The following is a 23,406-nucleotide window of genomic DNA, read 5'->3' as shown; positions in this document are numbered from 1 at the left end:
ACCCCTACGGCCGATGGGTTCGCGAAGCCCAAAAAAGATCGGGCCCGAGACTCGCGAGAGTCTCGGGCCCGATCGCCGGGCCAAGCCTTCAGTTGCCCGTTGGTGGGGTCAGCCGCGGCCGACCCGAACGAAGACGTCGGTCATACGCCGGCTCCTCTGCCACGACCCACCAGACCGAGGATCAGGCTGAGCACGAGGACGGCTACGCCGATCCAGATGAGGAACTGGCCGATCTCGGTCGCGACTCCCAGGATGACGAGAGCCACACCGACCAGGATGAGAATGAGCCACGTTGGCACGTTGATCTCCTTCCTCGTCGCGGCGCGCGGTCGCGCCGCGCTGATTCGACGATCTCTCCACCCGCGCCCACTCGCACCTCGGAACGGTCTTTCCGCGCGAACCAGGTCAGAACACCGGCCGACGACGTCACGAGCCCGAGCAAGTTCTCCGAGCTCAGGCCCCATTCACGAGACCCGCGCGGGCGAGCACCGACTCCCAGTGCCACGGCTCCGGAACACGCCCGTTCGGCTCCGCGAAGGCCGGGTGGACCCAGCCGTAGTCCTGGGCGTGCGCCTTGAGCCAGTTGTACTGCTCGGTGTCGAACGTCTCCACGCCGCCGCCGATGTCGACAGCGAGTCCCATGCCGTGGTTCGAGCAGCCGGGTGGCGCGGCGATCGGCGAGGACGGGTCGTAGATGGATGCCTGCGACTCGTACGAGCGGTACGACGAGTTGATCGTCAGGTGCTCGCCGAACGCCTTGCGGTAGGCGGCATCGAGCTCGATCAGGCCGTCGAGCACGTCGGTCCGCACGAAGTGCGTGGGAGCCCACGGGATCGGGGACAGCGCCGAGCTCGGTATCTTGCCGCTGTCCGGGTCCCACGTCTGGTCGGGCGCGGGGCAGGTGATCGCGTCCTGCGCGTCGGACACCGTCTCGGTCGCCAGGCTGACCACCGATCGGTTGGTGCTCAGGTCCAACGCGGCCTGCTCCAGCGCCGCGAGGTCGGTGCCGGCGAGACTGTGGTTCGCGGCGTCGTCGACGGCGGCCGCCGTGGTCAGGGCCTCCTGCAGGGGCGCCCGGACGACGTCGTCGACCCCCTTGCCCTCGGTCGCCTCGTAGACCTTCCTGGCGCGGGACTCGGCGGTCTCGAGACTCTTGCGGGCCGTGGTCACCTCGTCGCGGGCGAACTCGACCATCGAGGCCTGGACCGCACCCGTCGCCGCCCCGAGGGATTCGCTCGCGTCCGCGGTCCCCGTGGTGATCCGGTTGAGAACGGGCTCGGCCAGGAAGGAGTCGACGTCGGCGATCTCCGCGGAGAGGCTGACGCGGGTCGTCTCCTCGGCCACCTTGCCGTCAGAGGCTGACAACAGCTGCCTGGCCGCGGCATTCTGCGCGGCGAGCTCGTCCGCCTCGGACATGGCGTACCAGGCGAGGCCACCGCCCGCCAGCACCAGGACGACCACGAGCGTCGTGACGATCATCGCCCGGACGTTGCGCCGACGGCGGCTCTTCGCCTCGCGCCGCTCCCTCGCCGTACTGCCAGCCGTCGCGCCAGTGGGGTCGGCGGCGGGCGTGGCGTTCGTCAAGGTCACGATGCCAGAACCTACGCCAAATGAGACCCCGTCACCGACCGCTCAGTGGGTGAACTATGGTGCCGCGCTCGTGGCACTACGGTGGGGCCATGGGGTTCCGATCATGGTTCGGGCACCGCCCGCAGAAGGCGGTCCGCCGTACCGTGCGCTCGCACCGCACCGACTCGGTGCTCGCGCAGGCACCGTTGGTCACGTCGTCCGGCGAGGCATGGGCGTTCGCCACCCGCGCCGAGCTGCTGATGATCTCCGCGCCCGGGGCGCCGGCCGGCCAGGGCGACGACGCCGAGTCGCGGGGCGCACCGTCCGTCGTCGTGCACCGCGAGTGGGCCGACGTCGACCGGGCGACCTACGACAGGGACTCGAACGTCATCCGGGTGCACTGGGTCGACGGCGACGAGCCGACGCCGCTGACGCTCGACGGCCGGCGCTCCGTGCTGCCGCAGGTGCTGCGCGAGCGCGTGCAGTGGTCGGTCGTCCTGGCGGAGCCCGTCAAGCTGCCGGGCGGGCGTTCCGCCCGCGTGGCCGTCCGACGCCGAGCGGACGGCGAGCTGTTCTCCCAGGTGATCGGCGGGCACGACGTCGACCTCGCCGACCCGGCCGTGGCCGGCGCGATCGACGCCGCGGAGGCCCGGGTGCGCAGCGCTGCGGGGCTGCCCGCCTGACCCCTGCGATCCGTCCTGGCTTCAGTCCAGCGGGACCACGCGCAGCGTGGCCGCCACGAGCGCCGGACCGATCACGGTACTGACGATGCGTTCGTACCGTCCGTACTTGGCGCGGTAGGCGTCGTCGAGCGGCGCGTGGACGCCGTCGTCGGGAACCTCGAACCGGACGTCCCGTTCGACGCCGCCCACCCGGACCCGGCCCGTTCCCGAGACCTTGGCACGTCGGAACCACCCGTTGTCCGGGCCGTACGCCGAACGGACATAGACGTCGTCGCCCAGCCGGGCGGTCCAGATCGTGACGTACGGACGCAGCGTGCCGTCGGGCCGGTACGACGAGAGCTGCAGCTCGTCGGTGCCGGCCACCTGCTGTAGCTCCTGCTCGGTCCAGGTGCTCATGTCTGCTTCTGCTCCTCCCGGGGGCGCCATGTGTGGCGCATCTCGCGCTGACCTGTGGCCTGGTGGGCCACTCCACGATGCAACGCCCGGACGGCACGTGAGAGTCCCTGTCAGGGCCACCCAGCACGAGCTCCGCGTTCCTCGACGGACTACGCGGGCACGATCGACGCCGTCCCGCTCTCGAGCGGGACCTGACCGGGAGCCGGCGTCCCCATCCGGACCGACAGGAACGGCCGGTTCGACGGCACGCCCTGGGGCGTCTCGAGCAGCCTCCGGGCCAGCACGAGAGCGCCGTCCAGGGGCTCTCCCACGGCGGGAAGGATCTCGACGTCGGGGCGAGCCTCGGTCACGTGAGACATGACCAGGGCTCGCAGCTCGGGGACGTTGGCCATCAGCTTGCCCGTCGTCGCGACGCGGGCCTCGACCCCGGGGTGGCCGAGCACTGCGCGCAAGGTGTCCGCCAGCCCTGCCGCGGCCGTCGCCCGGATCGCGACGCTCGCGGGATCGCCGGCCTTCGCGGCCGCCAGCACTTCCCTGGCGAACCCGGCCAGCAGGCTGAGCGCGTCCGGACGACTGTCGAGGCTGACTCCGTGCCGTTGCCGCCCGAAGTGCCGCTCGGCGGCCCGCAGCAGGACGTGCGAGGCGCCGTCCTCGCGTCCGTCACGAGCCTTGTTCGCGGCCGTGAGCCCCTCGCGGCCGATCCATCCGCCGCTGCCCTGGTCCCCGACCAGGAATCCCAGCCCGTCCGCGAGGTACCAGCGGGCGTACTCGTCGACGGCGACGGCGACCGCACCGGTGCCCACCACGAGCACGGCGCCGCCACGCCCGCCGAGGGCGCCCAGGTGCGCCGTCACGGCGTCGGTGGAGACGGCGGTCCGCTCGGTTCCCAGGCTGTGGGCAAGAACGTCGTGGAGCGAGTACGGGTCCAGGCGGCCGGCCCGGTCCATGGCCATCATCCCGCGGAGGCCGACGGCGGCGGCCTTGATCTGAGGCGCGCCCGCGGTTGATCGCTCGATGGCTCGCGCGGCGTCGAGCTCGACCATCAGGTCCTGGCAGAGCCCACGGATGACGTCGGGCGCATCGGACCGCCCGTCCACGACGTGGAGCGGCGGACCTTCTACCCGGATGTGCGCCAGACCGGGCCCAGGGCTCGCAGCGGCGCGCGAACCGGTTCCACCGAGGTCCAGGCCTACTACCCAGCTGCCCTCAGGGCCGGTCACGCTCTGCGTGTCTGCTGCTCCCCGCACCCGAAGATGGTGGCACAACACCGCGTCGATTGGCGTGAAATGTCCTCGATCTCGCGTCCACTCGGCGTGTTGGTCGGCATGTCGACGGGACGGGGTCCGCCGGCCGACGCCGAGGGTCTCCCGACCCTGTGACAGAGGCCTCGGAAAACACGACAGGACTACCCGCCGGAACCTGTTAGAGTTTTCACCGGTCGCCCTCCTGGTGCACGGGACGGGCGCACGCGATCCCGCGTAGCTCAGCTGGCAGAGCATCCGACTGTTAATCGGACGGTCGTTGGTTCAAGTCCAACCGCGGGAGCCATGAGGTCCGGAATCTCAACGATTCCGGGCCTTGCTGGTTTCGTTACATGGTGCCGACCCAGCGGAAACTCAGCGGATTAGGCACGTGGGCCAGGCGCGCCGCCGGTGCCCACCGGACCAGCAAGCGGGTGAGATCCACGGGGATGGGCTCGACCCTGACGACCAGCTCGACGCTGCCACGTAGCACGTCACAAGCACTCATCACACCGCGCCGGCGCATGTTGCGCCTCCTACTGCCGCACGAACGGGTGGATCTGGTGATCGGCTTCCACCCGCTGCGCAAGAACCTTCATGTCAACTCCCAGTTCGGCCGCAGCCCACACACGGAACACGAGGGTCGATTCGCGCCACAGGTTAAGCATGTCGATGACATCTGGCAGGTCTCGGTTAACATGTTTCACGGCGTTATACGCGTTGGCGAACTCTTCAGCCCAGGTCGCAGTGTCGAACGGGAGGACTTCGTCTAGTGGCCCGGCGACGAGCGTAAACCGATCGGTGTAGGTCATGTCCTTGGCGACGCGTTTCGACTTGCCCTCACGGTCGATCGCCAGCAAGTAGCCCAGAGCCTCCAGGCCAATACCAACTTGAGAGACACGAGACTCGACCGGAGTATCCAAGTACAGGCTGGACATCACAGGATCGATGGCCCTGTGGTACGCATCACGAAGGCGAAGCCATGCTGCGATCCCACCCACGCCGACGTCGTCGTAACTGATGAGGTGCTGCCATCGTGTCGACTCTGGCGCTGGACGAATGACCCCTGGCGCCAATGTCGGTGACCAAGGTCTGTCCTCGGCACGTTCTGCGGTATTCGCGTCTGCGCGCGCCAGAAGGCCCGTAATCTGCTCAGCTCGCCATCGAGATAATGAGATCAGGTCCCTTACGGCTCGGTGCAGAACAAGGTGGTCGTCCCACGTGCGCTGCTCCGAGAACCATGTCTGTATGTACATGCGCTCATCCAGCAGCGTTGTGTCTGGCTCTTCAAAGCGCACGCCCCAGGACGGCACCAACACCAAGCCTTCAACGTCGGTGACGGGAATATCTGGTGGGGATTCGAGCGCGTATGAGACAGCAGAGATTAGGCCGTCAGCCTTGACAGTCTGACCCTGATGGATCGACTGCACGCCAACCCAGTCACGAAGACCCGACATGGTCGAACGGAGGCCATAGGGCCTCTCGTAGTCCGCGGCCTTCATCCGATCGAGGACCGTGTACGTGGGGTGAATGTATCCGCGGCCCATCCCGGAAACAAGCTCGCTATCACTCCGGCCGCTTCGGCAGCCCACCAGGGCTACGTCTCCGTAGTGATCGCGAAAGTGCAGATATTTCGGTACGTCATAGCGGAACTTCGTACGGTCCGGATCGTCGCCCCACCGCACGTGCCCAGAGAACCATTTCTCCACAGAGGCCCCGTGCTCGTCCCAGAACACGGATAGGCGCGGAGCATCATCGGCGTGCTCCAGCAGCGCGCGCGGTTGCGGCGTGTCGGGGTCCTCGTCGTACAGGTTGCCGAGACGGGAAGCTCCCGGCTCAAGAAGGTTCCGGTCCGTCATCCGAGAACTCCCTTGCCGCCGACTGGATATCAGCAAAGTACCGGGCCCACGGCGTTCGCGAGGCTCGGCCACTGGGTGAACTTGACTCTGAGCGACGGACGCCGCGCCCAGCCGGCCGCACGACCCAGCGCGCCGCAGGCGCGCCTTGAAGTCAGTAACGAAACTCCTCACAAGTAGCGGCGGAGAGCACGGTCGAACGGGCCGTCCAGAGCGGTCAAGATGTTGGCGACGGAGGTTGCATAGTCTCTGGCAGCTTGCGTGCTCACGGATTCGTTGCTGTAGACAACGGCCGACCGAATTTTGATCAGGGAGAGAATCGTCCCTGCGATCTCGGTGGATATTATTCCTTGAGTTGCGACTCTACTAAGCAGCGCATAAATGTTAGTGGGGGTGTCAGATGCATTGTCAACCAGTGCATTAAAGTCGCGAAATGCGGACTCGATCAATGTGAAGCATTCGAGTATCGTTGCTCGCGCGACGTTGAGGCTCTCCGCATCGGGCCTGATGGCCAAATGTCGCGCCTGGGTCGCGCGAAGCGCGTGTGCCTTAAAGAAGGCTCGGTACGCTGTGAGCGGTATTTTTTCGCGCTCTTCTGAGTCATTTCCATTTGTGGGCTTGGATTGTTCTGGCCGTGTCCGCGCTCGCTCCTTTCCATGCTCCTCGCGAGTCGGATCTGCCGGCTTCTCAAAGCGCTCCGCGACCTGCTCTCGAAGCCGGTCCTCACTGTCCCCCCTTGCAGAGGAGGCCTCTTCTGCGATCCAGATCTTAAATCCCGGGCCTTCCACCCCCGTCAAGCGGCCGAGTAATTCCAATATCCGGCTTCGGAGGAGCAATGCAAGAATTATTATCGTGATGGGCCAAGCTAGATACCCGGTCATTGCTTCTATAAACCGAAGTCCTGGTGGAAGGACTTGAGCGGATACTTCCATCCACGAAATGGCAATTTCGTTCCAGTTCAAGTCTCATCCTCATGTCAACATGGGTAGCAGGGGCGGGGCGTCGGAGCGATCCCTACTCTAGACGGAATGCCTTGTGCTGCGGGGGTGAAGATTCGGCTTCGGAGAGAGTGGTACAGGCCGAGTCATATAGGTGCATGGCGTAGACAACTACCGGCGCCATGTGGCTGGTCGATGCTCGCGGAGTTTTAAAGACAAAGGTCCCGGCGACCGTGGCCGCAGGACTTCCCTGTCGAAGGCGACGAACCTAGGCGCCGAGCCGCGCGGCGGGTCCGCCTCGCTGAAACCGCTCGGAACGGGCTTCCGCAACGATGCCAAGCTCCGTTCGAGCGGCCGCCGCCAGCCTGTCCGCCGCAGCGCGGTACGCCTTCTCACTCCTCGCCCTCACCTCAGGGGCTGACGTCGAATCGACATCGACGATTTGGTACGCACGATCAGCCAGGTCATAGAGAGTGGGCGCGTACAGGCCAATGCGTTGCATCGCGTTCGCGGCGGCGTCGCGGTGTGGCTGAAACTTAGCCAACACCTCAGCGGCCCACTCCCGCACAGCAGCCTCGTCCTGGTCCTTGGCACCGAAGGATTCCTCCATGTGCTGCAGCGCGTCGATAGCAGACCGGGTGTTTTCGAATCTCTGCTGGTCAGCCGTCAAGAAGTCAACGACCGCATCGGTGAGGCGTTCGAGCCGCGCCTCGTCACGCCGACGAGCCGCATCCCTCCTATCGCGGTGCAGCCCTCCGAACCATGACACGAGCGCGGATACCGCGCCCGCTACTACACCAGAGAGCAGCACAGTCGCCCATTCCATGCCGTGAGCGTCCCATAGGAGCATCGGAACGAGCGACTACAGACACAGGCAAGGCCCGAAGCCTAGGGCTTCGGGCCTTGCTGAAGCCGGGTCGTACTACGCCGGCGCCGCTATCCCCCCGAATCGCTCCAGGATCTCCCGGTGATCGGGACCGATGGCGGCCACCTCGACGTAGTGCTTCGCCGTCACCGCCGAGCGCGAGTGTCCGAGCTGCGCGGCCGCTGCCTCGATGTCGGCGCCGCGCTCGACGGCCGTGCCGACCGACTTGCGGAACGTCTTCGGGGTGATCCAGGTCCACTCCGGGTGCCGCTCACGAAACTCCCGCCACTGCTTGTCCACGGTCGTCACCTCCCGCAGCCCGCTGCGCCACGAGGGAAACACCAGGTCCAGCTCGCCGGGCTCCACCTCGGCGGAGCGCCTTTCGAGCATCGTCACGGCGAACGCAGGCACCAGGTGCCCGCGCGGCTTCTTGCCCTTGGTCGTGTCCTGCCGGAACAGGCGCACACCCTTCTCGCGGACTACGGTCCCGGTGAGGTACACGACGTGCTCGTCCAAGTCGACCTCGCTCCACCGCAGTGCGAGCGCTTCACCAATGCGGCAGCCCGTGGCGAGCAAGATGTCGACCAGGTCCCCGAGGTCCTGAGACTTGGCCTTCTTGTCAGTCGCCAGCGCGGCGCGGAGCTTGACCACCTCGGCGACAGCCAGGGCCTTCACCTCGGCGTCGGCGGTGGCCGGCACGGGCGTGACCGACCGTGCGGGGTTCGCTGTCAGAGCGTCCTCGCGCACCGCGACATCCAGCATGCCCTTGAGGCAGCTCAGGGCGAGCCTAGCGCTAGCCGGACGCTCCTCCACCTCCACCTCTCTTGTCACCCACGCCTCCAGGCGCGACACCGTGCACTCGCGCAGCAGCAGGCCACCGAGTCCGGGAATGACGTACTGCTCGGTGGCGTACCGGTACCGCTGCTTGGTGTTCACGGCGAGCTTGCTCGGGTCGATCTTCGTCCGCAGCCAGTAGTCCGCCAGCACCTCCAGGCGCGTCCCTGCCGTGATCTTGTCCGACGAGGCACGCTTCCGGGTTGTCAGCGCGTCCTGGAGATTCTGCTCCGCTCCGGTACGTGTGCTGCTCCATGCCTCAACCGGGCGAGTACGGCCATCGTTGTCGCGGAAGCGGCATCGTGCGATCCACGTGATCTTCTTCATGGGGACCTGGTCACCCTCGGGGGTGTGCCAGGTCTTGCCCTCTCCGACGAGCCGAACCCCGTCGAGGTAGGGAGTGACGGTGATCTTGCCGTGGGTTCCCACAGGCATTGGCTTACGCGACATGGTGAGTGACCTCCAGGTTGGCGGCTTCGTGGTTGGGGCGGCATCGGGTGGTGTAGCCGGGGCCGGTGAGGGGTTCGCCGCAGTCGTCGCAGGCGGCGACCTGAGATGGCCCGTATTCGTCCCCCGCAACACCCGCACCCCCGTTTGTGCTGGTCAGGGCGTCGGAGCGTGCGGGGGTACGCGGGGGTTGGCGGGTGTATGCGGGGGTTGAACCCCCACGCTTGACCCGCGTACCCCCGCCTACCCCCGCATCGGAAATCGCTGTGACCTGCACTAACGGGGGTTGCGGGTGTTGCGGGGGTTGGATACGGGCAATCTCAGGTGGAGTGATCGCCCAGACGGTGACCTTCTGCCGGTTCCGCGCTCCGAGGTCGTCCACGGTCCAGCCGGCCGACCGCAGCGCGGGGGCGTTCCGCTTGAGCACTCCGGCCACGGCTCGCACGCTGCGTGGCCACGTGCGCGAGGGGAGCCCGTCGGGCTGGACCAGGGAGTGGAGGTCGGCGGCTGTGCCCTGCCAGGGCTCCGTGAGGGTCTCGGTGAGGGCGGCGAGGAACGGGTCCGAGGTCACCGCATCGAGCGCCAGGCTGTTGGCCTGGTCGCTGTAGGCGGTCAGGGAGTCGGTGCCGTGGATCTGGTCCAGCGCTCCGAGCACCATGGCGAAGTCGGCCATGCGCGGCATGGTGTCCAGGCGCACCGAGGACATCCTTGTCTTGCAGATCCGCACCTGTTCCAGCAGGGCGCCGAACACGCGCGGGTGCGCCAATTCCCACGCGGTGGCGAGCTGTGACTCCGGGCGTCGTCGGTCCTCGGTGATCCGGTCGAGGTTGACGACGATGGACCGGTCGGCGAGGTCGGGTGCCATGGCTCCGACGTCGATCCCGTTCATGAGGATCACGCGGCGGAACGCGAACACGGACAGCCCGTCATCCGAGTAGAGCTCGCGGCGCACGTCGCCGTCACCGGTCACGGCCCGGCACAGCGAGTCAGACAGCCACGGTGGGATCGTGCTGAGGTTGTCCAGCCCGACGACCCACGAGCCCGACGCGGCGGTGACCCATCCGTCGGCGTCGCGGGGCGGCTTGCGCAGCGGCACCGGGGACGGGTCCACGAGCTGCACCAGGTTCTTCGTCGCGGACGACTTCCCGGTGCCCTGCTCACCCAGCAAAGCGAGCATGGGGTGCGGGATGTGTGCCCACCCGAGGGCCGCGACGAGCCAGCCCAGCACGAGCGGCCGGTCCGTCTCGGTGACGTTCAGCAGCGCCCACAGGTCGTCCAAGCTCCCGCCCGGCTCGGGCATCGGCAGAGCGCCCGTCAGGGCCGAGCGGCGGAACAGCACCGGGGCTTCGGTGACGATGGACCACCCGTCGATGCCGACGCGCACGACGTGTTCGGCGGCGTCACCCAGGTCGATCCACGTCGCGCCGTCGTGCTCGGCGACGCGCACGTGGACCTGTTCCGGTTCGGCTTCGCCTGCGGTGCCTTGGAGCACCAGCAGCGCGTCAGCGAGGGCCTGCTGTCCGGCAATTGCCCCGGTGCGCTCCCGGTACGCCTTGGCCAGCTCGCCGCGCAGCGAGGACCGGCCGCCGCGCAGCATCCGCACGACGTTCCCGCCCGTGCGCGGGACCGCGTAGGTGTCGCCGTCCGGGGTGCATCCGAGGTCGTACCGCTCCAACGCCAGGTCCACCAGGATCGACGCGGCGGTCTTCTTCTCCGGGGTGGCATCGGGCGCCATGGCGGCGGTTGCCGGGTCGGTCGTGGGGGTGTCAGGGACAGCCTCGTTCGGCTCTGGGGCGCTCATGCTGCGCTCCGGGTGAACTGCTCCTCGACCCATGCTTCGACGTCGGCGAGCCGGTAGCGCAGGTGACGGCCGATCTTCACGCCGGGCGGCGTCGGGCGACCGGCGGAGCGCTGTACATACAGGCTGCGGACCGGGATGCGGAGCAGGTCGGCCACCTCCTGGGGCGTGAGCAGCACGTGTGCGGTGGGGATTGCGGTGTGCGTGGTCATGCGATCGCCTCCAGGTCGAGAGTCGGGGTGAGGATCAGGGGCCGGTTGGACCAGATGACTTCGGTGCGTTCGCCCTGCGCACCCGAGGCGTTGCCCTGGCCGGAGTAGGCGTTGATCGAGGCGGTGTGCCAGCCGTCGAAGAGCTCGTCGTACAGAGGCGAGGCGTAGCCCGACACGACGACGGCGGCGCGGCTTTCGAGCAACGCGGCCGCGAGGTCGCGGTGCTCGTGCTCGGCCTTCAGCTCGTGCTGGTAGCCGCTGGTCGTGCCCCGGGTGGTGCCGAGGTAGGGCGGGTCCACGTAGAGCAGGGCCCGCGGGTCGGCGCCGTACTTGGCGATCACGTCCAAGGCGGGAAGGCATTCCAGGGAGACGCTGGCGAGACGTCGGGCTGCGGCGGGCATGCGCTCGACGTAGCCGCCGAGGTAGGCGGGCATACCGATGCTGGTGCCGGTCGGTGTCACGTGGTGTCGCCAGCCGGTGCGGCGCAGCTGCCCTGCCCGTCCCTGGGTGAGTGCGACCCAGACCCGCCGGGCGCGCTCCAGGTCCGGCACGTCTTCGCGGTCGCGGGAAGCGCCGTGCTCGGCGCGTGAGTGCGGGGTCAGGGCGCAGGCTCGGGCGAGGTCGTCGGGACGGTCGCGCAGGATGCGCCAGAACGTCATCAGGTCGCCGTCCAGGTCGTTGACCGTCTCCAGCTTCGCTGGGGGCTTGGCCAGCAGCACCGACAGGCTTCCGGCGAACGGCTCGACGTAGTGCTCGTGCTCAGGGAACAGGGCCACGAGCTGGCTGGCGATGCGTTGCTTCCCACCGAAGTACGGCACGGGCGGGGCGATATTCGGACGGGTCATGGCGTTCCTCCTGAACTCGTGTTTCGCGATCGCGCAGGTTCGGTCATGCAGCGGTTCGTGGCTTGCTCGCTCCGCGCCGGAAGCCGGAGCGGACAGTTGCCCAGGCCTCGGCCTCGGTGAACGCGCCGTTGGCGATGTGGCCGGCGCACGCGTCGAGCAGCGTCGCGGTGGCGTCGGAATCGGTCAGTGAGCCGCCCGCGATCAGTTCTCCGAGGCAGCACGCGGCGGCAAACAGGGCGTGATTCCGGCCGCCCTCGGTCGCCTCGCTGACGTGCGCGGCTTCCTTGGTCAGCACGGCCCGCAGGTACGCGGAGCGGTGGGTGACGGGCCGCAGCTCTCGCGGGCTCGACGGCGCGGCCGGGCGGGGCGTGAGCTGCTGGACCAGCCAGGCGGGCAGCGGTGCGGCCTCGGCGTCGGCCGTCCCGTCGTACCGCCCGGCGGGGGTGGTCGTGGGCGGTGCGACGACGTACCCGCCCGTGCCCCGGGTGTCGATCAGGGCACCGAGGCGACCGGCCGTGTTCCCGAGGGTCGTGGTCAGGTGCTCGGTGGTGTAGTACCGGTGCACGCCGCCCGAGGGCGTGGCCACGGTCCAGGTCTCCGGGAGTGACGCGGCGCCGTCGTGCGCGGCGACGAGCGAGGCCAGCGTCTCCTCACCCGACGCCGCGGCGGTCGCGCCGGGCTTGGGGGTGTCGGTGTCGATCACCAGCAGCCCGGAGGGGCCGCACGCGATGCCGACGCCGTAGGGGGCGGTGGTCCATGCTCGAGTTATCCGGTCAGGGTCGGTGGTGGCGCGCTGCTCCCACCCGGTGTGCCCGCCACGGCACCACGGGTCCGAACCGTCGCAGTCGGTGGCGGCGTGACGCGGGGTCGCGGGTCGCTTGCTTCCCGGGATGAGCGGGAAGACGTGCCAGCCTCGGGCGGCGTACTCCAGGGCGGTGGCCAGCAGTGCGCCGTGGTGGTGCTCGGCGGCGGTGCTGCCCGCGTGCGTGCTGGTCCAGCGGGTGGGTGTGCTCATGACGGGCGTTCCTCTCCGGTGGTCGGCCACGTGAGCGGCCTGTTTTTGGCATGGCGGGGGTAGGGGCACGGCGGGTAGCGGTAGCGGCCCGCCGTGCCCTCAGCGGTGGGTGTGGAGGGTGTTTCGGGGGTGCAGCGCGAGGGCTGCTACCCCGCTACTTCCGCAGAATCCTGCGGTTTGTGGGGGTAGCGGCGCCGCTACCGGTAGCGGGCCTCCCGCTACCGTTCGCCGGGTGCTCGATGAGGCCGGCGGGGGTGGTGACGCCTACCTCGGTGGGGGCGGGACCGAGGGCGATCCGGGCCACGAGCAGGACCAGTGCGGCGGTGAACGCGGTCACGGCGACCACGGCGGCGAGGGAGGCGACCAGGTCCAGCCCGAGGGCCGTCCCGGCGACGGTGAGGCCCATGGTCACGGCGAACACGGCACCGGTGCGGCGAACACCGCGCTCGACGGCGGCCACGAGGGCGCGGGCGTCGCGGACCAGGGCGGCGTACTCGGTCGGGCTGAGGTTGTCGTTGCGGTTCACGGTTCCTCCTGCGAGTGGCGTGCGGCGGGTGGTGCGGGTCAGGCGGCTGTGTGCCAGTGGTCGGGTAGCTCCTCTCCCTCGGCGGCCCAGAGCCGTTCGGCCCAGGCCCGCTCGAACGCCTCGACGGTCAGGCGCGGGCGGGTGGCCCAGAACTCCAGCAGCTCCGGTGAGGCGTACGCGGAGGCGAACGATCCGCCAGCGAGGAACAGGCGTTCCTCGCTCACTCCGGCGGCGCGGCCTCGTGCGTTGAGCAGGACACCGTTGGTGGCGTCGTAGGCGGCGGCGATGTGGGCTTCCAGGTAGTCGCCGTACTCGGACCGCATCGCGGCCCACTCCCGGGCGGCGCGCTGGAAGATGGGCGACATGTCACGCCGCCTCGGTGTCCGCGTCGGCGTCCGTGTTCGTGCTGGCCGGGCGGGCCTCGGACAGCAGACGACGCGCGGTCCGGTCGGTCACGTGGTGGCCATCGGCTGCCAGGGCGGACAGTGCGTCGCGGGCGGTGGCGTCCGGGTTGGTGTCCAGCAGCCCGGACACAATCGAGAGGCGGACAGCACGGTCGGCGTTGCTCGGTCCAGCCGGTCGGACGGTCCGACGCGACTTGGGCCGGACAGCGGCCCGGACACCGGAGGTGGTCTGTCCGGCCGTCGGGGTGGCGGACAGTCCGACCATGTCCGCCAGTTCAGCCCGGACAGCCTCGTCGGCGCGGTCGGTGTAGTCCGGCCCGGACAGGTGGTCGGACATGACCGGGGCGGACACGTATCCGGCGACGCGGTTGTTGGCCTCGACGTGCAGGCGGGCCACGTCGGTCACGGCGTCGGAGACGGCGGACAGGGAGTCGAGCCACCCGGACACCTGGTGGCGCATCTGCTCCGGGGGAACGGTCCGCAGGGCGACGGCGCGGGCCTTGCGGCGGCGTGCCTCGGCCCGGACGATCGACCGGCGGGCGGCCCCGGATCCGTCGTTGAGGGTGTGCAGGCGGACGGCGTCCTCGGTGGTGAGGAACAGGGCGTGCATGCGGGCGGTCTGCCGCATGCTCGACCAGGACGCGCCGGTCGCGAGGTGGCGGTCACCGATGAGGGCGAGGTGCCACATCAGGGCGGCCAGCAGCGGCACGATGAACCGGAACGCGACAGCGCCGGCCGGGTGCTCGAGGTAGATCTCGTGCACCGCGGCGAACACGCCCGACGCGGACGACAGCGCCCACGTCAGGGTGAGCAGGGTGCCGCCGGGCCGGTTGTCCCGGGCCGCCTCACGGGCCAGCAGCGCCACGGTCACGAGGGACAGCTCGAACACGCCGGCCGTGGTGTAGGCGGTGACGGGGTCCATGCCGAGGACGTCGATGCCGAACCCGACCATGGCGAGGTAGGCGGACACGGTCGAGATGATGGCGACGGACACCGCTCCGGCGAGGACCAGGCGGCGTGAGCCGCCGGCGGTGGTGTGCGTGGTGCTCATGGTGGTGCTCCCTTCGTGTCGTGCGGGTCGGGTGGTCAGTCGTCCGAGTCGGACGCATCGGGCAATGCGGTGTCGTCGCCCAGGGCTTGGGCGACCTCGGCGCGGACCAGGCCGCGACGCACGGCGGGCCGTCCGTCCGCGGTGCCCTTGATCGACTTGGACCCGACGCCGTGGCGCTTTGCGGCGGCGTTGACCTGGGTGGCGTCCCAGTCGGCGTACAGCGCGGGCTTGGACTCGGCCAGGCGGGCGGCCAGGACCTCGGACCAGACCTTGCCGTTGGGCCACTGCGGGTCGTTCTCCGGCCACACCGCGAGCAGGTGGTCCAGGATCGTGGAGTGGTCCAGGTCGGCGGCCTCGTCCCCCGCGGCCATCCCGGTCAGCAGGCCCTTGGCCTCGCGGACGGCGCGGGCGCGCTCGACGATCTTGTCCGCGAGGGCGCCGTCGACGAACGCGCCGCGCACGAGCTGCGGGTCGGACTTCTCTCCGGCCAGCAGGGCGATGCCCTTGTCCTCCTGGGAGAAGATCGTGGCCCGGTGGCCCGCCTTGTACATCGAGGTACCGAGCACCATGTCGTTGGTGGTCACGTCGCCTACGCGCAGGCAGGCGCGCAGGCTCAGCAGCGCCGAGATGCCGGTGGGGATGGCGTCCTTGTTCGGGCGCTGGGTCGCGAGCCAGAGCATGATGCCCAGTGCGCGGCCGCGGCGGGTGATGTCCTCGGTCAGTGCCGAGATCTCGGCGCCCATGGTGGGGTCACCGAACCCGAGCTGCGATTCGTCGATGACGAACAGCAGCGGCTTGAACCCGTACGGGTTGCCGATCGCTGCGAGCTCGTCGGTGACCTTGGACTCGGGGCACACGTCGCGGGGCAGGCCGCGGATGATCTTGGCCCGGCGGCGCATCTCGGCCTGTACTGCCTTGAGGTCGGCCAGCAGCGCGGCGAGGTCGTCGGGGTCGTCACCGGCGCGGCACACGTGCGCGATCGGGGCGAACGGCATGAGGTCACCGGTGCCCTTGAGCTCGTGAATGTGCAGCTCGGTCCGGGGGTCCAGCGACGCGCCCAGGATCAGCACGCGCAGGAAGAACGTCTTGCCCATGCCGGGCAGGCCACCGACGACGCCGTTGTTGTACATGAGGTTCGTGGAGACGGGGCGGCCGCGCTGGTCCTCTCCGATGACGAACGGCTCGAACACGTTGGTCTGACCCTTGGTGCGGTACTTCCAGTGGGCGACGTCGCGCTCGGACAGGCCCTTGTCCGCGATGAACAGGTTCAGGCGGGACGGATGGGCCTTGGGGTTGCCCTCGGGCCACACGGTGTCCATCGGCCGGCGCAGCGCCGAGGCCAAACGGTCCTTGCGCTCGATCACGTCCGCGGCCGTGGCGCCGGGCGGGAGGTCGATGTGGATTTCCACGCCGCCCGTGGTCGGGAAGATGCGCAGCACCTTGATTTCCGCGTTGCCGCGCTTGGCCTCCCCCATCGAACCCAGCCCGAGGGTGAGCAGGGCGTCGGTGACGACGTCGACCGTGAGCTTGGGGACCTTGCCCTCGTGCGCCTCGGCAATGGGCTTGCCCGCGCGGCGGGTGCCGACGACGCCGAACGCGGTCACGGCCGCGGCCCCGGTCGCGATGGCGGCGGCGGTCAGGCCCTCGGGACCGGTGTAGGTGTGCAGGGTCACCCCGGCGACGCCGGACGTGAACCCGGCGGCGGCCAGACCACCCAGGCGAGCCCGGACGCCGTCGGCGTGCTCCTTACGGAGCGTCTTCCACTCCGCGGTCCCCCGGACGCCGGCCATGAGCAGGGCGCGGGTGGCCTTGTTCTCGGCGTCGGTCACCCACCGGGCCAGGCCCCGCACGCACAGCCCGAACCCGAGCCCGGCCCGGGCCAGGAACTTGGGCAGGTACACGAACGGCAGGCGGATGCCGTGGTGCGCCGTCCAGGACGCGACGAACGCGGCCTCACGACGGGCGGCGGTCCAGAACACCTCGGGCGACTTGGCCCACTCGGGCAGCACGGTCAATCGCTTGTGGTCCCCGCGGTGCTCGACCACACGCGCAAGCATGGGGGATGGCTCGGGCTCGACGGCGGCCGGGGCGTCGATCACCTCGCCCGACAGTGAGTTGTCCTCGTCGGCCGGTGCCGTGCTCTGGTCCAGCAGCCCGCCGGCACGGACCGCGAGGTCAGCGGCGGGACGGTTGAACATGGCTTCCAGCTCGTCATCGTCCGGGGTGTGCCCGGACGGCGTGTGCTCGTCGTTCGGCGTCGTCATCAGGCACCCGCCATCGAGTTGGCACCCGTGAACAGGTTGTTGAGCAGGTCGTTCAGAGCGTCGACGCCCCACATGCCGAACGACGTCGACGCCAGCGCCAGGCCCAGGCACACACCCAGCGTGAGAGTGCCGATCTTGGCTGAGCCGTACTTGACGGCGATGAACGACACGAGGATCAGAAAGACCAGCAGCGAAACGGTGATCATGGCGAAACTCCCTTGTCAGGCGGTGCGGATGGCAGGACGGATGACGACCCGGCGGGCCGTCGAGAGCGGGCTACCCGGAACGAACACCGGGGCCGTCGACGTGGCGCGGTTGGTGCTGGTCTCCACCGCCGTACGAAGCGCGACGCCGAGGGCGACGACGGCGCGACGGTGAGCCTTGACCGCCAGCTCGTCGTGCGACATCGCCATGCGGCACTCGGCGTCCACCACGGCGACCTCAGCCGCGATCACGGGTGCCTCGGCGGCGATGGCCGCAAGGTCGCCCGGCGTCGGCTCGTCGTCGAACGCGGCAAGAGCGGTGTACGTGCTCATCGGTTCTCCTCCGTTGCGGTGGTGTCGCGCTCGACGGCGATGGCCGCGCGGTGCGCGGTCCGAACGGCCGGCCGCATCGCCGCGAGCTCGGCGACCATGCACGCCACCTTCCGGCCTTCGTCGAGCAGGCCGGTCGCGAACAGCAGCCGTCCGGCCTTGCTCAGTCCCTCGGACGACGTGAGCAGCAGCCGCCTCGCGGATGCCAGGTCCTCAGTCCTCTTCGTCATTGCGCTAGCTCCTTCGTGTCGTTCGGGCTGGCGCCCGCGTGATGACCACACTGCACCTAGTGCACTTAGTGCGTCAAGTGGTGAACCAAAGTCGCAGGTCCAGCCGTGTGCTGTACTAAGTGCAGAAGGGGAGGGGATGCCCACATGCCCACGAAGACCACTGGCGAGCCAGCAGGCCAGCGGTTGGCCGGAGACCTCCGGCGCCGCATCGTTGACGGCGATCTGGCGGAGGGTGCGCAGCTTCCGTCGTCAGCCGCGCTCAAGGCTGAGCACGGTGTATCGAGCACCGTTGTCCGAGACGCGATCAACACGCTCAAGGCGGAAGGGCTCGTCGTCGGCCAGCAGGGCAAGGGCGTGTTCGTCGCCCCGGCCTCGACCTGGCACCCCGGAGGAGAGCCCGCCGACGATCTGCCGCAGCGGGTCGCGGACCTGGAGAAGCGCGTCGCGGCGCTCGAAGCGGGCCGGTCGGCGTCGTAGTTCGTCTGCATGCGACTAGCCAACTTCGATCCCAACGGGGGATCGATGAGGCTCCGATGCAGTCCCGATGCACCGGCAGTGCAACCGGAATCAGGGGGTGATTGCAGTGTCAGTGATCGACGCGTGGACCGGCGAGAAAGCGAACTACCTCCAGGCCGCGCTGCGCATGACCAACGAAGACTTTGCCGAACGACTCGGCGTATCGACACGCACCGTCGCGGGGTGGCACGCGAACCCAGCCATGAAGCCTCGCTCAGAGGTCCAGCAGCTCCTCGACACCGCGCTTGACCAGGCCGGTGACGGCGCACGGGAGCGGTTTGACGCATTGCTTCGGTCGGCGGGTCCATCGGCCAATGGGTCACCGCAGGCGCTCTCCGTGGCAATCGCCGTCGTCCAGCGCGACGGCGCCGTCCTACTCGTCCAGCGCCGCGACGATGGCGCGCTCCGATGGCAGTTTCCTGCCGGCATCGTCAAGCCCGGAGCATCGTCGTCCGACTCCGCTGTCCGCGAGACCTTCGCGGAGACCGACGTCCATTGCTCGGTCGCGGAGAAGATCGGCGCGCGAGTCCATCCCAAGACCGGCGTCTACTGCGAGTATTTTCACTGCGACTACCTCGCCGGAGAGGCGCAGAACCGCGACGTCGTAGAGAACGCGAGCGTGGCATGGGTACCCATCGCGAACCTGACGAAGTTCATTCCAGAGAGCACGATCTACCCCCCGATTCTCGAAGTGCTGGGAGGCACGCATGTCTGAGGCAGTGACTGAAGAGAAGCCCGCCATCGCGGCGGCGATCATCGTGCAGGACGGGAAGCTCCTCCTGGTCCAGCGCCGCGTGTCTGAGGGCGCGCTGTCGTGGCAGTTCCCCGCCGGAGCGGTCGAGGCAGGCGAGACCTTCGAGGAGGCCGCCGTGCGTGAGACCGCCGAAGAGTCTGGGCTCACGGTCGAGGCAGTGAAGATGCTCGGCGAGCGGGTCCACCCGAAGACCGGACGTCTTATGGGCTACGTGGCTTGCGAGGTCAAGGGCGGCACGGCGTACGTGGCTGACACAGAAGAGCTCTCGGACCTCGCGTGGGCCACGCCGGACCAGTTCAGTGACTACGTGCCGTACGGCTTCGCCCCGATGGTTCAGGACTACCTCGCGAAGGTCTTGGCCTGAAATTGCAGCACTCAAGCGACCGAGACGCCTTCATTAATCAGGTTGTCAAGGAGGCGCTCGAAGCTCCCGCCGGGATGCCCCTTGAAACCCAGATGCGCCAGCGCCACGACGGTTTGGTACTTCCGCGTGAATTGGTGGAAACCCCGCAACCGATAGATCTTATTCAGGTCTACCTCACGGCGGACGACGTATTCGGGCAGTCGCCTGGAGCCGACTGGTTGTTTAACAAACTGGAGACGATGGCGCTGCGGGACGTTGTCTCATTCGCGACCCACTGGATCGCCAAGACGGCAGGCTCAGGACCAAGCAGGGAGGTTGACCTCGAATTCGCGGACGCTTACCTTGCTGAGCCGACTCGAACACAGGTGAAGGCGAAAATCGGCTCGGGCCGCCGGTTGGTCCTCCCTCAAGCCTTGCTTGTGATGATGAAGATGGCAATCTTTCGGTGCGGGGCGCAGCCTCGCAACGAGGATTCGGTGAGGCTTCTTCCCGCCCTGATGTTGACCACGGCGTCGAACTTGAATCGGGCCGACAACACGCGCGAGTCGCTGGTTGGTGAGATTGTTGCGAACCAGCACTTTAACAACCCAGGTTCTGTGCCGACACGGCTGGCTCTGTATGAGGCGAGGTGGCACGACCCCCGATTCGGGGATCAGTCAGGCGTGTTCTCAGAGGTATACCAGTCCACGACCGGTATAAGTCTGACCGCATTGGAATCCGTAGTGATCGCTGCATGGAGTGCGGCCTACACGGACGGCCAAGCCTTCATATCCGGCAGTCGATTCGATGGATTGAGGATTCCACGCGAAGACATAAGCACTGCGCTTCGACACTTGTCGTCAGACGCTGACCGGTTCAGGGAACTTATCAAGGCTGAAGAGATATCGACCCCATGGAGCTCGGTACCGTGGATGTTTTCGCCGTTCGAGAGGTTCCCTCTTCTTCGTGTCGACGATGGCTGGTTCGTCCTTCATCCCGAGTTCCTTTTAAACAGGATCGCAGCGTGGCCGCTCTATTTGGATGTCGAGCAGGCCCTGAGGGATCAAGGAAAGAAGTCGGATCTGGGTCGGCAGAGTGACCGGTTTCGTCGGGCGACTGAGCGATACGTGCAGAGCATTGTTTCAGAGATGTACGCGCAACTTCCAGGCCGCGTGTTTGATGAAGAGGCGCTCCGGCACCACCTGGGAAAGAAATCAAAGGTCGCGGACGTTGCGATTGACTATGGTCACTCATGGGTCGTTCTGGAGATCTCGACTAGGCGACTGATGCGGGACTCTGTTCATGGCGGTGCAGCAGTTCGGCTAGACGACGAAATTGATGCACTGTGCGAGAAGGCGAAGCAGCTCGACGCCACGATCAAGCAGATTCGACAGAATGCGTTTCGGTCCGTCGCTAAAGGCTCGGGTGAAGTGCACTTCTTTCCCGTGATCTTGCTGACGGAGGGGTATCCGGTAAATCCGATCACGCTGGATCGCCTGAGGGAGGTGCTCTCAATGAAGAGCATCCTCTCTAGCCGAGATATTGCGCCCGTCGAGCTGATGGACTTGGTCGACCTGGAGATCGTGGAGGCTGTGGCGGATGCTGGCGGTCCGTCTTTGGTGGATATCATCAAATCCAAGCATGAAGGCACGATGCGGCTCGCGAGCGTTACGGATCACGTGCGGAAAGTGATGCGGCTCGATCCGCTCATCCCGCAGCGAGTACGTGCACAGTTCAACGGGGTGTTCGGTCGAATCTTGTCGGTGCTGGGGGCTGATACTGACGGCGGTGTCTTGGAGGGCATGGGAGTCGAGAACGATCGTGGGAACGAAGTCAACTGACACCGGTGCGAGCAGGCTCGCTCGTGGTGCGCTCATGCGGACAGCCGGAGCGCAGACCTGCTCCAAGGCACACTCCCCAGTCACCCATCGAGGTACTCGCACGTGTCGCGGTGGACGACGGCCATCCACACGCCCCAGCCGGGGTACTCAGCAGAGAATTCCCGCCACGGTCCTCGGCAGTGGGTCACCTCGCCCACCATCGTCACCATGGTGCCGTCGTAAGCACGAGCCGTGCACAAGGTAGGGATCGGCTCAGGCAGCTTGACCGAGGGGACCGACGCCGGACCCTGATGCTCGATCAGGCGTTCGGCCGCCCAACCACGCTCCTCCTGCCCACGCTTCCGCCACATCGCGATCCGACTCTGTTGCTCACGCTTACGTCGCTCGCGCTCCGCGGCGTCTACGTGGTCCGTGCCACTCATGGAACCAGTATGCATCGAGTTCGAACATATGTTCGATCCCGTCCCCGTGCGCTGCGGCCACGCCCCCAGCGGAAACCCAACAGATTGACCGGCATGCAGCGAGCACCTATGTACATCTACAGCACCCGAGTTAGCCGCTTGGCTGCACCGGTTGGCATACGACGAGACCCAGCGGTTATCGGGCGAGAACTCACGTTGACGAATCGGACGGTCGTTGGTTCAAGTCCAACCGCGGGAGCCGGAACGAGGCCCTGAACACCCAGTTGACCTGGGAGTTCAGGGCCTTGCTGCGTTGACGAGCACGTCAGGCAGCGCACTCTGAAACATCTAGACCCGCCTGGTCCACGAAGGAGGAGCGGGTCCACCCCCACAACGTAGCCTGCGCCTGCGGCTACGGTGCGCCTCCAGTCGCATTGCCCCTGTCGGCAGTCGCGCGCGGAAATGAGTACGGGACGCAGGCGATGGCCTGGCACGATGGATGCGTGCCAAGTTCCGTGCAGCTGATCCGTGCTTCGACCTTGTCCGACGTCGCCGAGTACGCCTACGCCGCGACAGCACCCAAGGACGCCCGCTTGATCTTCCTCGCAGGAGCATGCCCGTTGGACGACGACGGGACGACCGTGGCTGTCGGCGACTACGCGGGCCAGGCCGCTGCATGTATCGAGACGATGCAGCGCGCGTTGGCTGCCGCCGGAGCGACGATCGGGGACGTGATCAGCACACGCGTGCTCGTGGCCTCGTCAACGCGGGCCGATCTCGGCGCGGCGTGGAAGGTCGTACGCGATGCGTTCGGTGAGCATGACGTGCCGAGCACGCTGATGGGAGTCACGGTTCTCGGCTACGACGACCAGCTGGTCGAACTCGAGGCGGTCGCCGCGGTCGTCGACTGACGCGGGCAGGATGTAGGTCGTGACCGACCGATTCACGCACGAGTCCCTGCGTCAGTTCCTCGCACCGGTCGACGAGCCCGGACCACTGCGCCCGGCCGTCGAGGACGAGGTCACGTGCGACGGCTACGTCCGGCGCCAAGTCTCCTACGACGTCCCCGCAGGCAGGGCCTCCGCCTTCGTCTGCATCCCGGACGCACTGCCGGCCCCCGCACCCCTCGTCTTCTGCCATCACCAGCACGCCGGCCAGTTCGATCTCGGCAAGAGTGAGGTCTGCGGCCTGCGCGGCGACCCGGACCAGGCCTATGCGGCCGAGCTCGCCCAGTGCGGGTTCGTCACCATCGCGCCGGACGCGATCGGCTTCGAGGACCGCAACTGGGACGGTGGGCGGAACGTCACCTGGTTCGAGCTGTCCAACCGTCTCGTCGTCGGGCGCACGCTGCTGGCCACGTGCCTGCAGGAGATCAGCCTCGCCCTCGACTACGCGACGGCCATGCCCGAGGTCGACTCGGACCGCATCGGTTTCATCGGCCACTCCTACGGCGGCCGCGCCGCGCTCTGGGCGCCCGCCTGGGACCGACGTATCCGGGCCAGCGTCTCCAACTGCGGCTGCGTCCCCTACCGGGAGTCGTTCGCGCGTGACGTCGGCTTCCAGGCCGAGTTCGTCGTCCCGGGCTTCGCCTCCGCGCACGACGTCGAGGACGTCGTCGGCCTCGCGGATCAGTGCCAGTACCTGATCCTCGCCACCGACGACGACCGGTGGAGCCGCGGCGCCGAGAGCATCCGCGACCGGCTCGCCGAACGCGGGACCCGGCACGCGCGCGTCGAGATCAGGCCCGGCCGTCACGACTTCCCCAGGGCGGCCAGGACGACCGCCTACGACTTCCTCGCCGACCGGCTTCGCGAAACCGCACGAGGCAGTTGATCCGACCCAGC

Annotated in this window: 27 protein-coding genes and 1 tRNA gene; 8 read left to right on the top strand and 20 right to left on the bottom strand. The window is 67.9% G+C overall.

Annotation, left to right across the window (positions count from 1 at the left end):
* Positions 1-140: 140 nt before the first annotated feature.
* Both EW117_RS29465 and EW117_RS16145 read right to left on the bottom strand, forming a co-directional pair.
* Complete coding sequence (locus EW117_RS29465; protein ID WP_165362723.1) at positions 141-299, bottom strand: hypothetical protein; 159 nt, start codon at positions 297-299, stop codon at positions 141-143.
* Positions 300-453: 154 nt separating this feature from the next.
* Positions 454-1,590, bottom strand: a complete 1,137-nt coding sequence (locus EW117_RS16145) for a M15 family metallopeptidase (protein WP_129787742.1) — start codon at positions 1,588-1,590, stop codon at positions 454-456.
* Between the two features lie 89 nt (positions 1,591-1,679).
* Here EW117_RS16145 and EW117_RS16140 point away from each other — a divergent pair, with 89 nt between their 5' ends.
* Complete coding sequence (locus EW117_RS16140; protein WP_129787741.1) at positions 1,680-2,252, top strand: hypothetical protein; 573 nt, start codon at positions 1,680-1,682, stop codon at positions 2,250-2,252.
* 21 nt (positions 2,253-2,273) lie between these two features.
* On the opposite strand, the gene EW117_RS16135 is transcribed toward EW117_RS16140, so the two are convergent.
* On the bottom strand, positions 2,274-2,648 hold the full coding sequence (locus tag EW117_RS16135; protein WP_129787740.1) for a DUF2255 family protein: 375 nt from the start codon (positions 2,646-2,648) through the stop codon (positions 2,274-2,276).
* Between the two features lie 149 nt (positions 2,649-2,797).
* Positions 2,798-3,895, bottom strand: a complete 1,098-nt coding sequence (locus tag EW117_RS16130) for an N-acetylglucosamine kinase (RefSeq protein ID WP_165362722.1) — start codon at positions 3,893-3,895, stop codon at positions 2,798-2,800.
* Positions 3,896-4,120: 225 nt separating this feature from the next.
* Between EW117_RS16130 and EW117_RS16125 the strand changes: the two genes are divergently transcribed.
* A tRNA-Asn gene (locus tag EW117_RS16125) sits at positions 4,121-4,196 on the top strand.
* A 229-nt stretch (positions 4,197-4,425) separates the two neighbouring features.
* Here EW117_RS16125 and EW117_RS16120 read toward each other — a convergent pair.
* The 15 genes from EW117_RS16120 to EW117_RS16050 all read right to left on the bottom strand — a co-directional run bounded on the left by EW117_RS16120 (position 4,426) and on the right by EW117_RS16050 (position 17,707).
* Entirely contained in the window at positions 4,426-5,748 is a 1,323-nt protein-coding gene (locus tag EW117_RS16120; protein WP_129787738.1) for an ApeA N-terminal domain 1-containing protein, read from the bottom strand.
* A 167-nt stretch (positions 5,749-5,915) separates the two neighbouring features.
* Positions 5,916-6,707, bottom strand: a complete 792-nt coding sequence (locus EW117_RS16115; protein ID WP_129787737.1) for a hypothetical protein — start codon at positions 6,705-6,707, stop codon at positions 5,916-5,918.
* 244 nt (positions 6,708-6,951) lie between these two features.
* Entirely contained in the window at positions 6,952-7,509 is a 558-nt protein-coding gene (locus EW117_RS16110; protein ID WP_129787736.1) for a hypothetical protein, read from the bottom strand.
* A gap of 96 nt (positions 7,510-7,605) precedes the next feature.
* Entirely contained in the window at positions 7,606-8,817 is a 1,212-nt protein-coding gene (locus EW117_RS16105; protein ID WP_165362721.1) for a tyrosine-type recombinase/integrase, read from the bottom strand.
* A gap of 4 nt (positions 8,818-8,821) precedes the next feature.
* On the bottom strand, positions 8,822-10,630 hold the full coding sequence (locus EW117_RS29780; protein WP_207211897.1) for a hypothetical protein: 1,809 nt from the start codon (positions 10,628-10,630) through the stop codon (positions 8,822-8,824).
* Entirely contained in the window at positions 10,627-10,839 is a 213-nt protein-coding gene (locus EW117_RS16095) for a helix-turn-helix domain-containing protein (RefSeq protein ID WP_129787734.1), read from the bottom strand. The genes EW117_RS29780 and EW117_RS16095 overlap by 4 nt, the downstream gene beginning before the upstream one ends.
* Positions 10,836-11,684 carry a DNA adenine methylase gene (locus tag EW117_RS16090; protein WP_165362720.1) on the bottom strand — a complete coding sequence of 283 codons (849 nt, stop codon included), beginning with the start codon at positions 11,682-11,684 and terminating at the stop codon, positions 10,836-10,838. Before EW117_RS16090 ends, EW117_RS16095 begins: the two co-directional genes overlap by 4 nt.
* Before the next feature lie 43 nt (positions 11,685-11,727).
* Positions 11,728-12,699, bottom strand: coding sequence for a bifunctional DNA primase/polymerase (locus tag EW117_RS16085; RefSeq protein WP_129787733.1), 972 nt, complete (start codon positions 12,697-12,699; stop codon positions 11,728-11,730).
* A 154-nt stretch (positions 12,700-12,853) separates the two neighbouring features.
* On the bottom strand, positions 12,854-13,225 hold the full coding sequence (locus EW117_RS16080) for a hypothetical protein (RefSeq protein WP_129787732.1): 372 nt from the start codon (positions 13,223-13,225) through the stop codon (positions 12,854-12,856).
* 38 nt (positions 13,226-13,263) lie between these two features.
* Positions 13,264-13,590 (bottom strand): hypothetical protein, encoded by a 327-nt coding sequence (locus EW117_RS16075; RefSeq protein ID WP_129787731.1) that lies wholly within the window; start codon positions 13,588-13,590, stop codon positions 13,264-13,266.
* Position 13,591: 1 nt separating this feature from the next.
* Positions 13,592-14,680, bottom strand: a complete 1,089-nt coding sequence (locus EW117_RS16070) for a hypothetical protein (RefSeq protein ID WP_129787730.1) — start codon at positions 14,678-14,680, stop codon at positions 13,592-13,594.
* A 35-nt stretch (positions 14,681-14,715) separates the two neighbouring features.
* Positions 14,716-16,944: an FtsK/SpoIIIE domain-containing protein gene (locus EW117_RS16065; RefSeq protein ID WP_129787729.1), complete on the bottom strand. Its 2,229-nt coding sequence runs from the start codon at positions 16,942-16,944 to the stop codon at positions 14,716-14,718.
* The gene (locus EW117_RS16060; protein ID WP_129782903.1) at positions 16,944-17,150 is read right to left on the bottom strand and encodes a hypothetical protein; all 207 of its coding nucleotides are present in this window, start codon (positions 17,148-17,150) and stop codon (positions 16,944-16,946) included. The genes EW117_RS16065 and EW117_RS16060 overlap by 1 nt, the downstream gene beginning before the upstream one ends.
* 15 nt (positions 17,151-17,165) lie before the next feature.
* Complete coding sequence (locus EW117_RS16055) at positions 17,166-17,480, bottom strand: DUF6284 family protein (protein WP_129787728.1); 315 nt, start codon at positions 17,478-17,480, stop codon at positions 17,166-17,168.
* Entirely contained in the window at positions 17,477-17,707 is a 231-nt protein-coding gene (locus EW117_RS16050) for a hypothetical protein (protein ID WP_129787727.1), read from the bottom strand. Before EW117_RS16050 ends, EW117_RS16055 begins: the two co-directional genes overlap by 4 nt.
* Before the next feature lie 144 nt (positions 17,708-17,851).
* Here EW117_RS16050 and EW117_RS16045 point away from each other — a divergent pair, with 144 nt between their 5' ends.
* The 4 genes from EW117_RS16045 to EW117_RS16030 all read left to right on the top strand — a co-directional run bounded on the left by EW117_RS16045 (position 17,852) and on the right by EW117_RS16030 (position 21,161).
* A complete protein-coding gene (locus tag EW117_RS16045; RefSeq protein ID WP_129787726.1) occupies positions 17,852-18,184 on the top strand; it encodes a winged helix-turn-helix domain-containing protein in 333 nt (110 codons plus the stop codon).
* Positions 18,185-18,290: 106 nt separating this feature from the next.
* Positions 18,291-18,938 (top strand): NUDIX domain-containing protein, encoded by a 648-nt coding sequence (locus tag EW117_RS16040; protein WP_129787725.1) that lies wholly within the window; start codon positions 18,291-18,293, stop codon positions 18,936-18,938.
* Complete coding sequence (locus EW117_RS16035; RefSeq protein ID WP_129787724.1) at positions 18,931-19,341, top strand: NUDIX hydrolase; 411 nt, start codon at positions 18,931-18,933, stop codon at positions 19,339-19,341. The genes EW117_RS16040 and EW117_RS16035 overlap by 8 nt, the downstream gene beginning before the upstream one ends.
* A gap of 2 nt (positions 19,342-19,343) precedes the next feature.
* Positions 19,344-21,161 carry a hypothetical protein gene (locus tag EW117_RS16030; protein WP_129787723.1) on the top strand — a complete coding sequence of 606 codons (1,818 nt, stop codon included), beginning with the start codon at positions 19,344-19,346 and terminating at the stop codon, positions 21,159-21,161.
* An 80-nt stretch (positions 21,162-21,241) separates the two neighbouring features.
* Here EW117_RS16030 and EW117_RS29460 read toward each other — a convergent pair whose 3' ends face one another.
* Positions 21,242-21,583 carry a hypothetical protein gene (locus tag EW117_RS29460; protein WP_165362719.1) on the bottom strand — a complete coding sequence of 114 codons (342 nt, stop codon included), beginning with the start codon at positions 21,581-21,583 and terminating at the stop codon, positions 21,242-21,244.
* 482 nt (positions 21,584-22,065) lie between these two features.
* On the opposite strand from EW117_RS29460, the gene EW117_RS16025 reads away from it, so the two are divergent.
* On the top strand, positions 22,066-22,473 hold the full coding sequence (locus tag EW117_RS16025; protein ID WP_129787722.1) for a RidA family protein: 408 nt from the start codon (positions 22,066-22,068) through the stop codon (positions 22,471-22,473).
* A gap of 19 nt (positions 22,474-22,492) precedes the next feature.
* Positions 22,493-23,395, top strand: a complete 903-nt coding sequence (locus EW117_RS16020; RefSeq protein WP_129787721.1) for a dienelactone hydrolase family protein — start codon at positions 22,493-22,495, stop codon at positions 23,393-23,395.
* Positions 23,396-23,406: the final 11 nt, after the last annotated feature.

It is taken from the genome of Promicromonospora panici, assembly GCF_900608595.1.
Classification (GTDB): Bacteria; Actinomycetota; Actinomycetes; order Actinomycetales; family Cellulomonadaceae; genus Promicromonospora; species Promicromonospora panici.
The sequence above is the reverse complement of the archived record's forward strand: the minus strand, read 5'-3'. Positions and strand labels throughout refer to the sequence as shown.

Coding starts and splice junctions, on each gene's coding strand:
- EW117_RS16140 (WP_129787741.1), top strand. CDS start 1,680: ATGGGGTTCCGATCATGGTTCGGGCACCGCCCGCAGAAGGCGGTCCGC.
- EW117_RS16135 (WP_129787740.1), bottom strand. CDS start 2,648: ATGAGCACCTGGACCGAGCAGGAGCTACAGCAGGTGGCCGGCACCGAC.
- EW117_RS16120 (WP_129787738.1), bottom strand. CDS start 5,748: ATGACGGACCGGAACCTTCTTGAGCCGGGAGCTTCCCGTCTCGGCAAC.
- EW117_RS16110 (WP_129787736.1), bottom strand. CDS start 7,509: ATGGAATGGGCGACTGTGCTGCTCTCTGGTGTAGTAGCGGGCGCGGTA.
- EW117_RS16105 (WP_165362721.1), bottom strand. CDS start 8,817: ATGCCTGTGGGAACCCACGGCAAGATCACCGTCACTCCCTACCTCGAC.
- EW117_RS29780 (WP_207211897.1), bottom strand. CDS start 10,630: ATGAGCGCCCCAGAGCCGAACGAGGCTGTCCCTGACACCCCCACGACC.
- EW117_RS16095 (WP_129787734.1), bottom strand. CDS start 10,839: ATGACCACGCACACCGCAATCCCCACCGCACACGTGCTGCTCACGCCC.
- EW117_RS16090 (WP_165362720.1), bottom strand. CDS start 11,684: ATGACCCGTCCGAATATCGCCCCGCCCGTGCCGTACTTCGGTGGGAAG.
- EW117_RS16085 (WP_129787733.1), bottom strand. CDS start 12,699: ATGAGCACACCCACCCGCTGGACCAGCACGCACGCGGGCAGCACCGCC.
- EW117_RS16075 (WP_129787731.1), bottom strand. CDS start 13,590: ATGTCGCCCATCTTCCAGCGCGCCGCCCGGGAGTGGGCCGCGATGCGG.
- EW117_RS16070 (WP_129787730.1), bottom strand. CDS start 14,680: ATGAGCACCACGCACACCACCGCCGGCGGCTCACGCCGCCTGGTCCTC.
- EW117_RS16065 (WP_129787729.1), bottom strand. CDS start 16,944: ATGACGACGCCGAACGACGAGCACACGCCGTCCGGGCACACCCCGGAC.
- EW117_RS16060 (WP_129782903.1), bottom strand. CDS start 17,150: ATGATCACCGTTTCGCTGCTGGTCTTTCTGATCCTCGTGTCGTTCATC.
- EW117_RS16055 (WP_129787728.1), bottom strand. CDS start 17,480: ATGAGCACGTACACCGCTCTTGCCGCGTTCGACGACGAGCCGACGCCG.
- EW117_RS16050 (WP_129787727.1), bottom strand. CDS start 17,707: ATGACGAAGAGGACTGAGGACCTGGCATCCGCGAGGCGGCTGCTGCTC.
- EW117_RS16045 (WP_129787726.1), top strand. CDS start 17,852: ATGCCCACGAAGACCACTGGCGAGCCAGCAGGCCAGCGGTTGGCCGGA.
- EW117_RS16035 (WP_129787724.1), top strand. CDS start 18,931: ATGTCTGAGGCAGTGACTGAAGAGAAGCCCGCCATCGCGGCGGCGATC.
- EW117_RS29460 (WP_165362719.1), bottom strand. CDS start 21,583: ATGAGTGGCACGGACCACGTAGACGCCGCGGAGCGCGAGCGACGTAAG.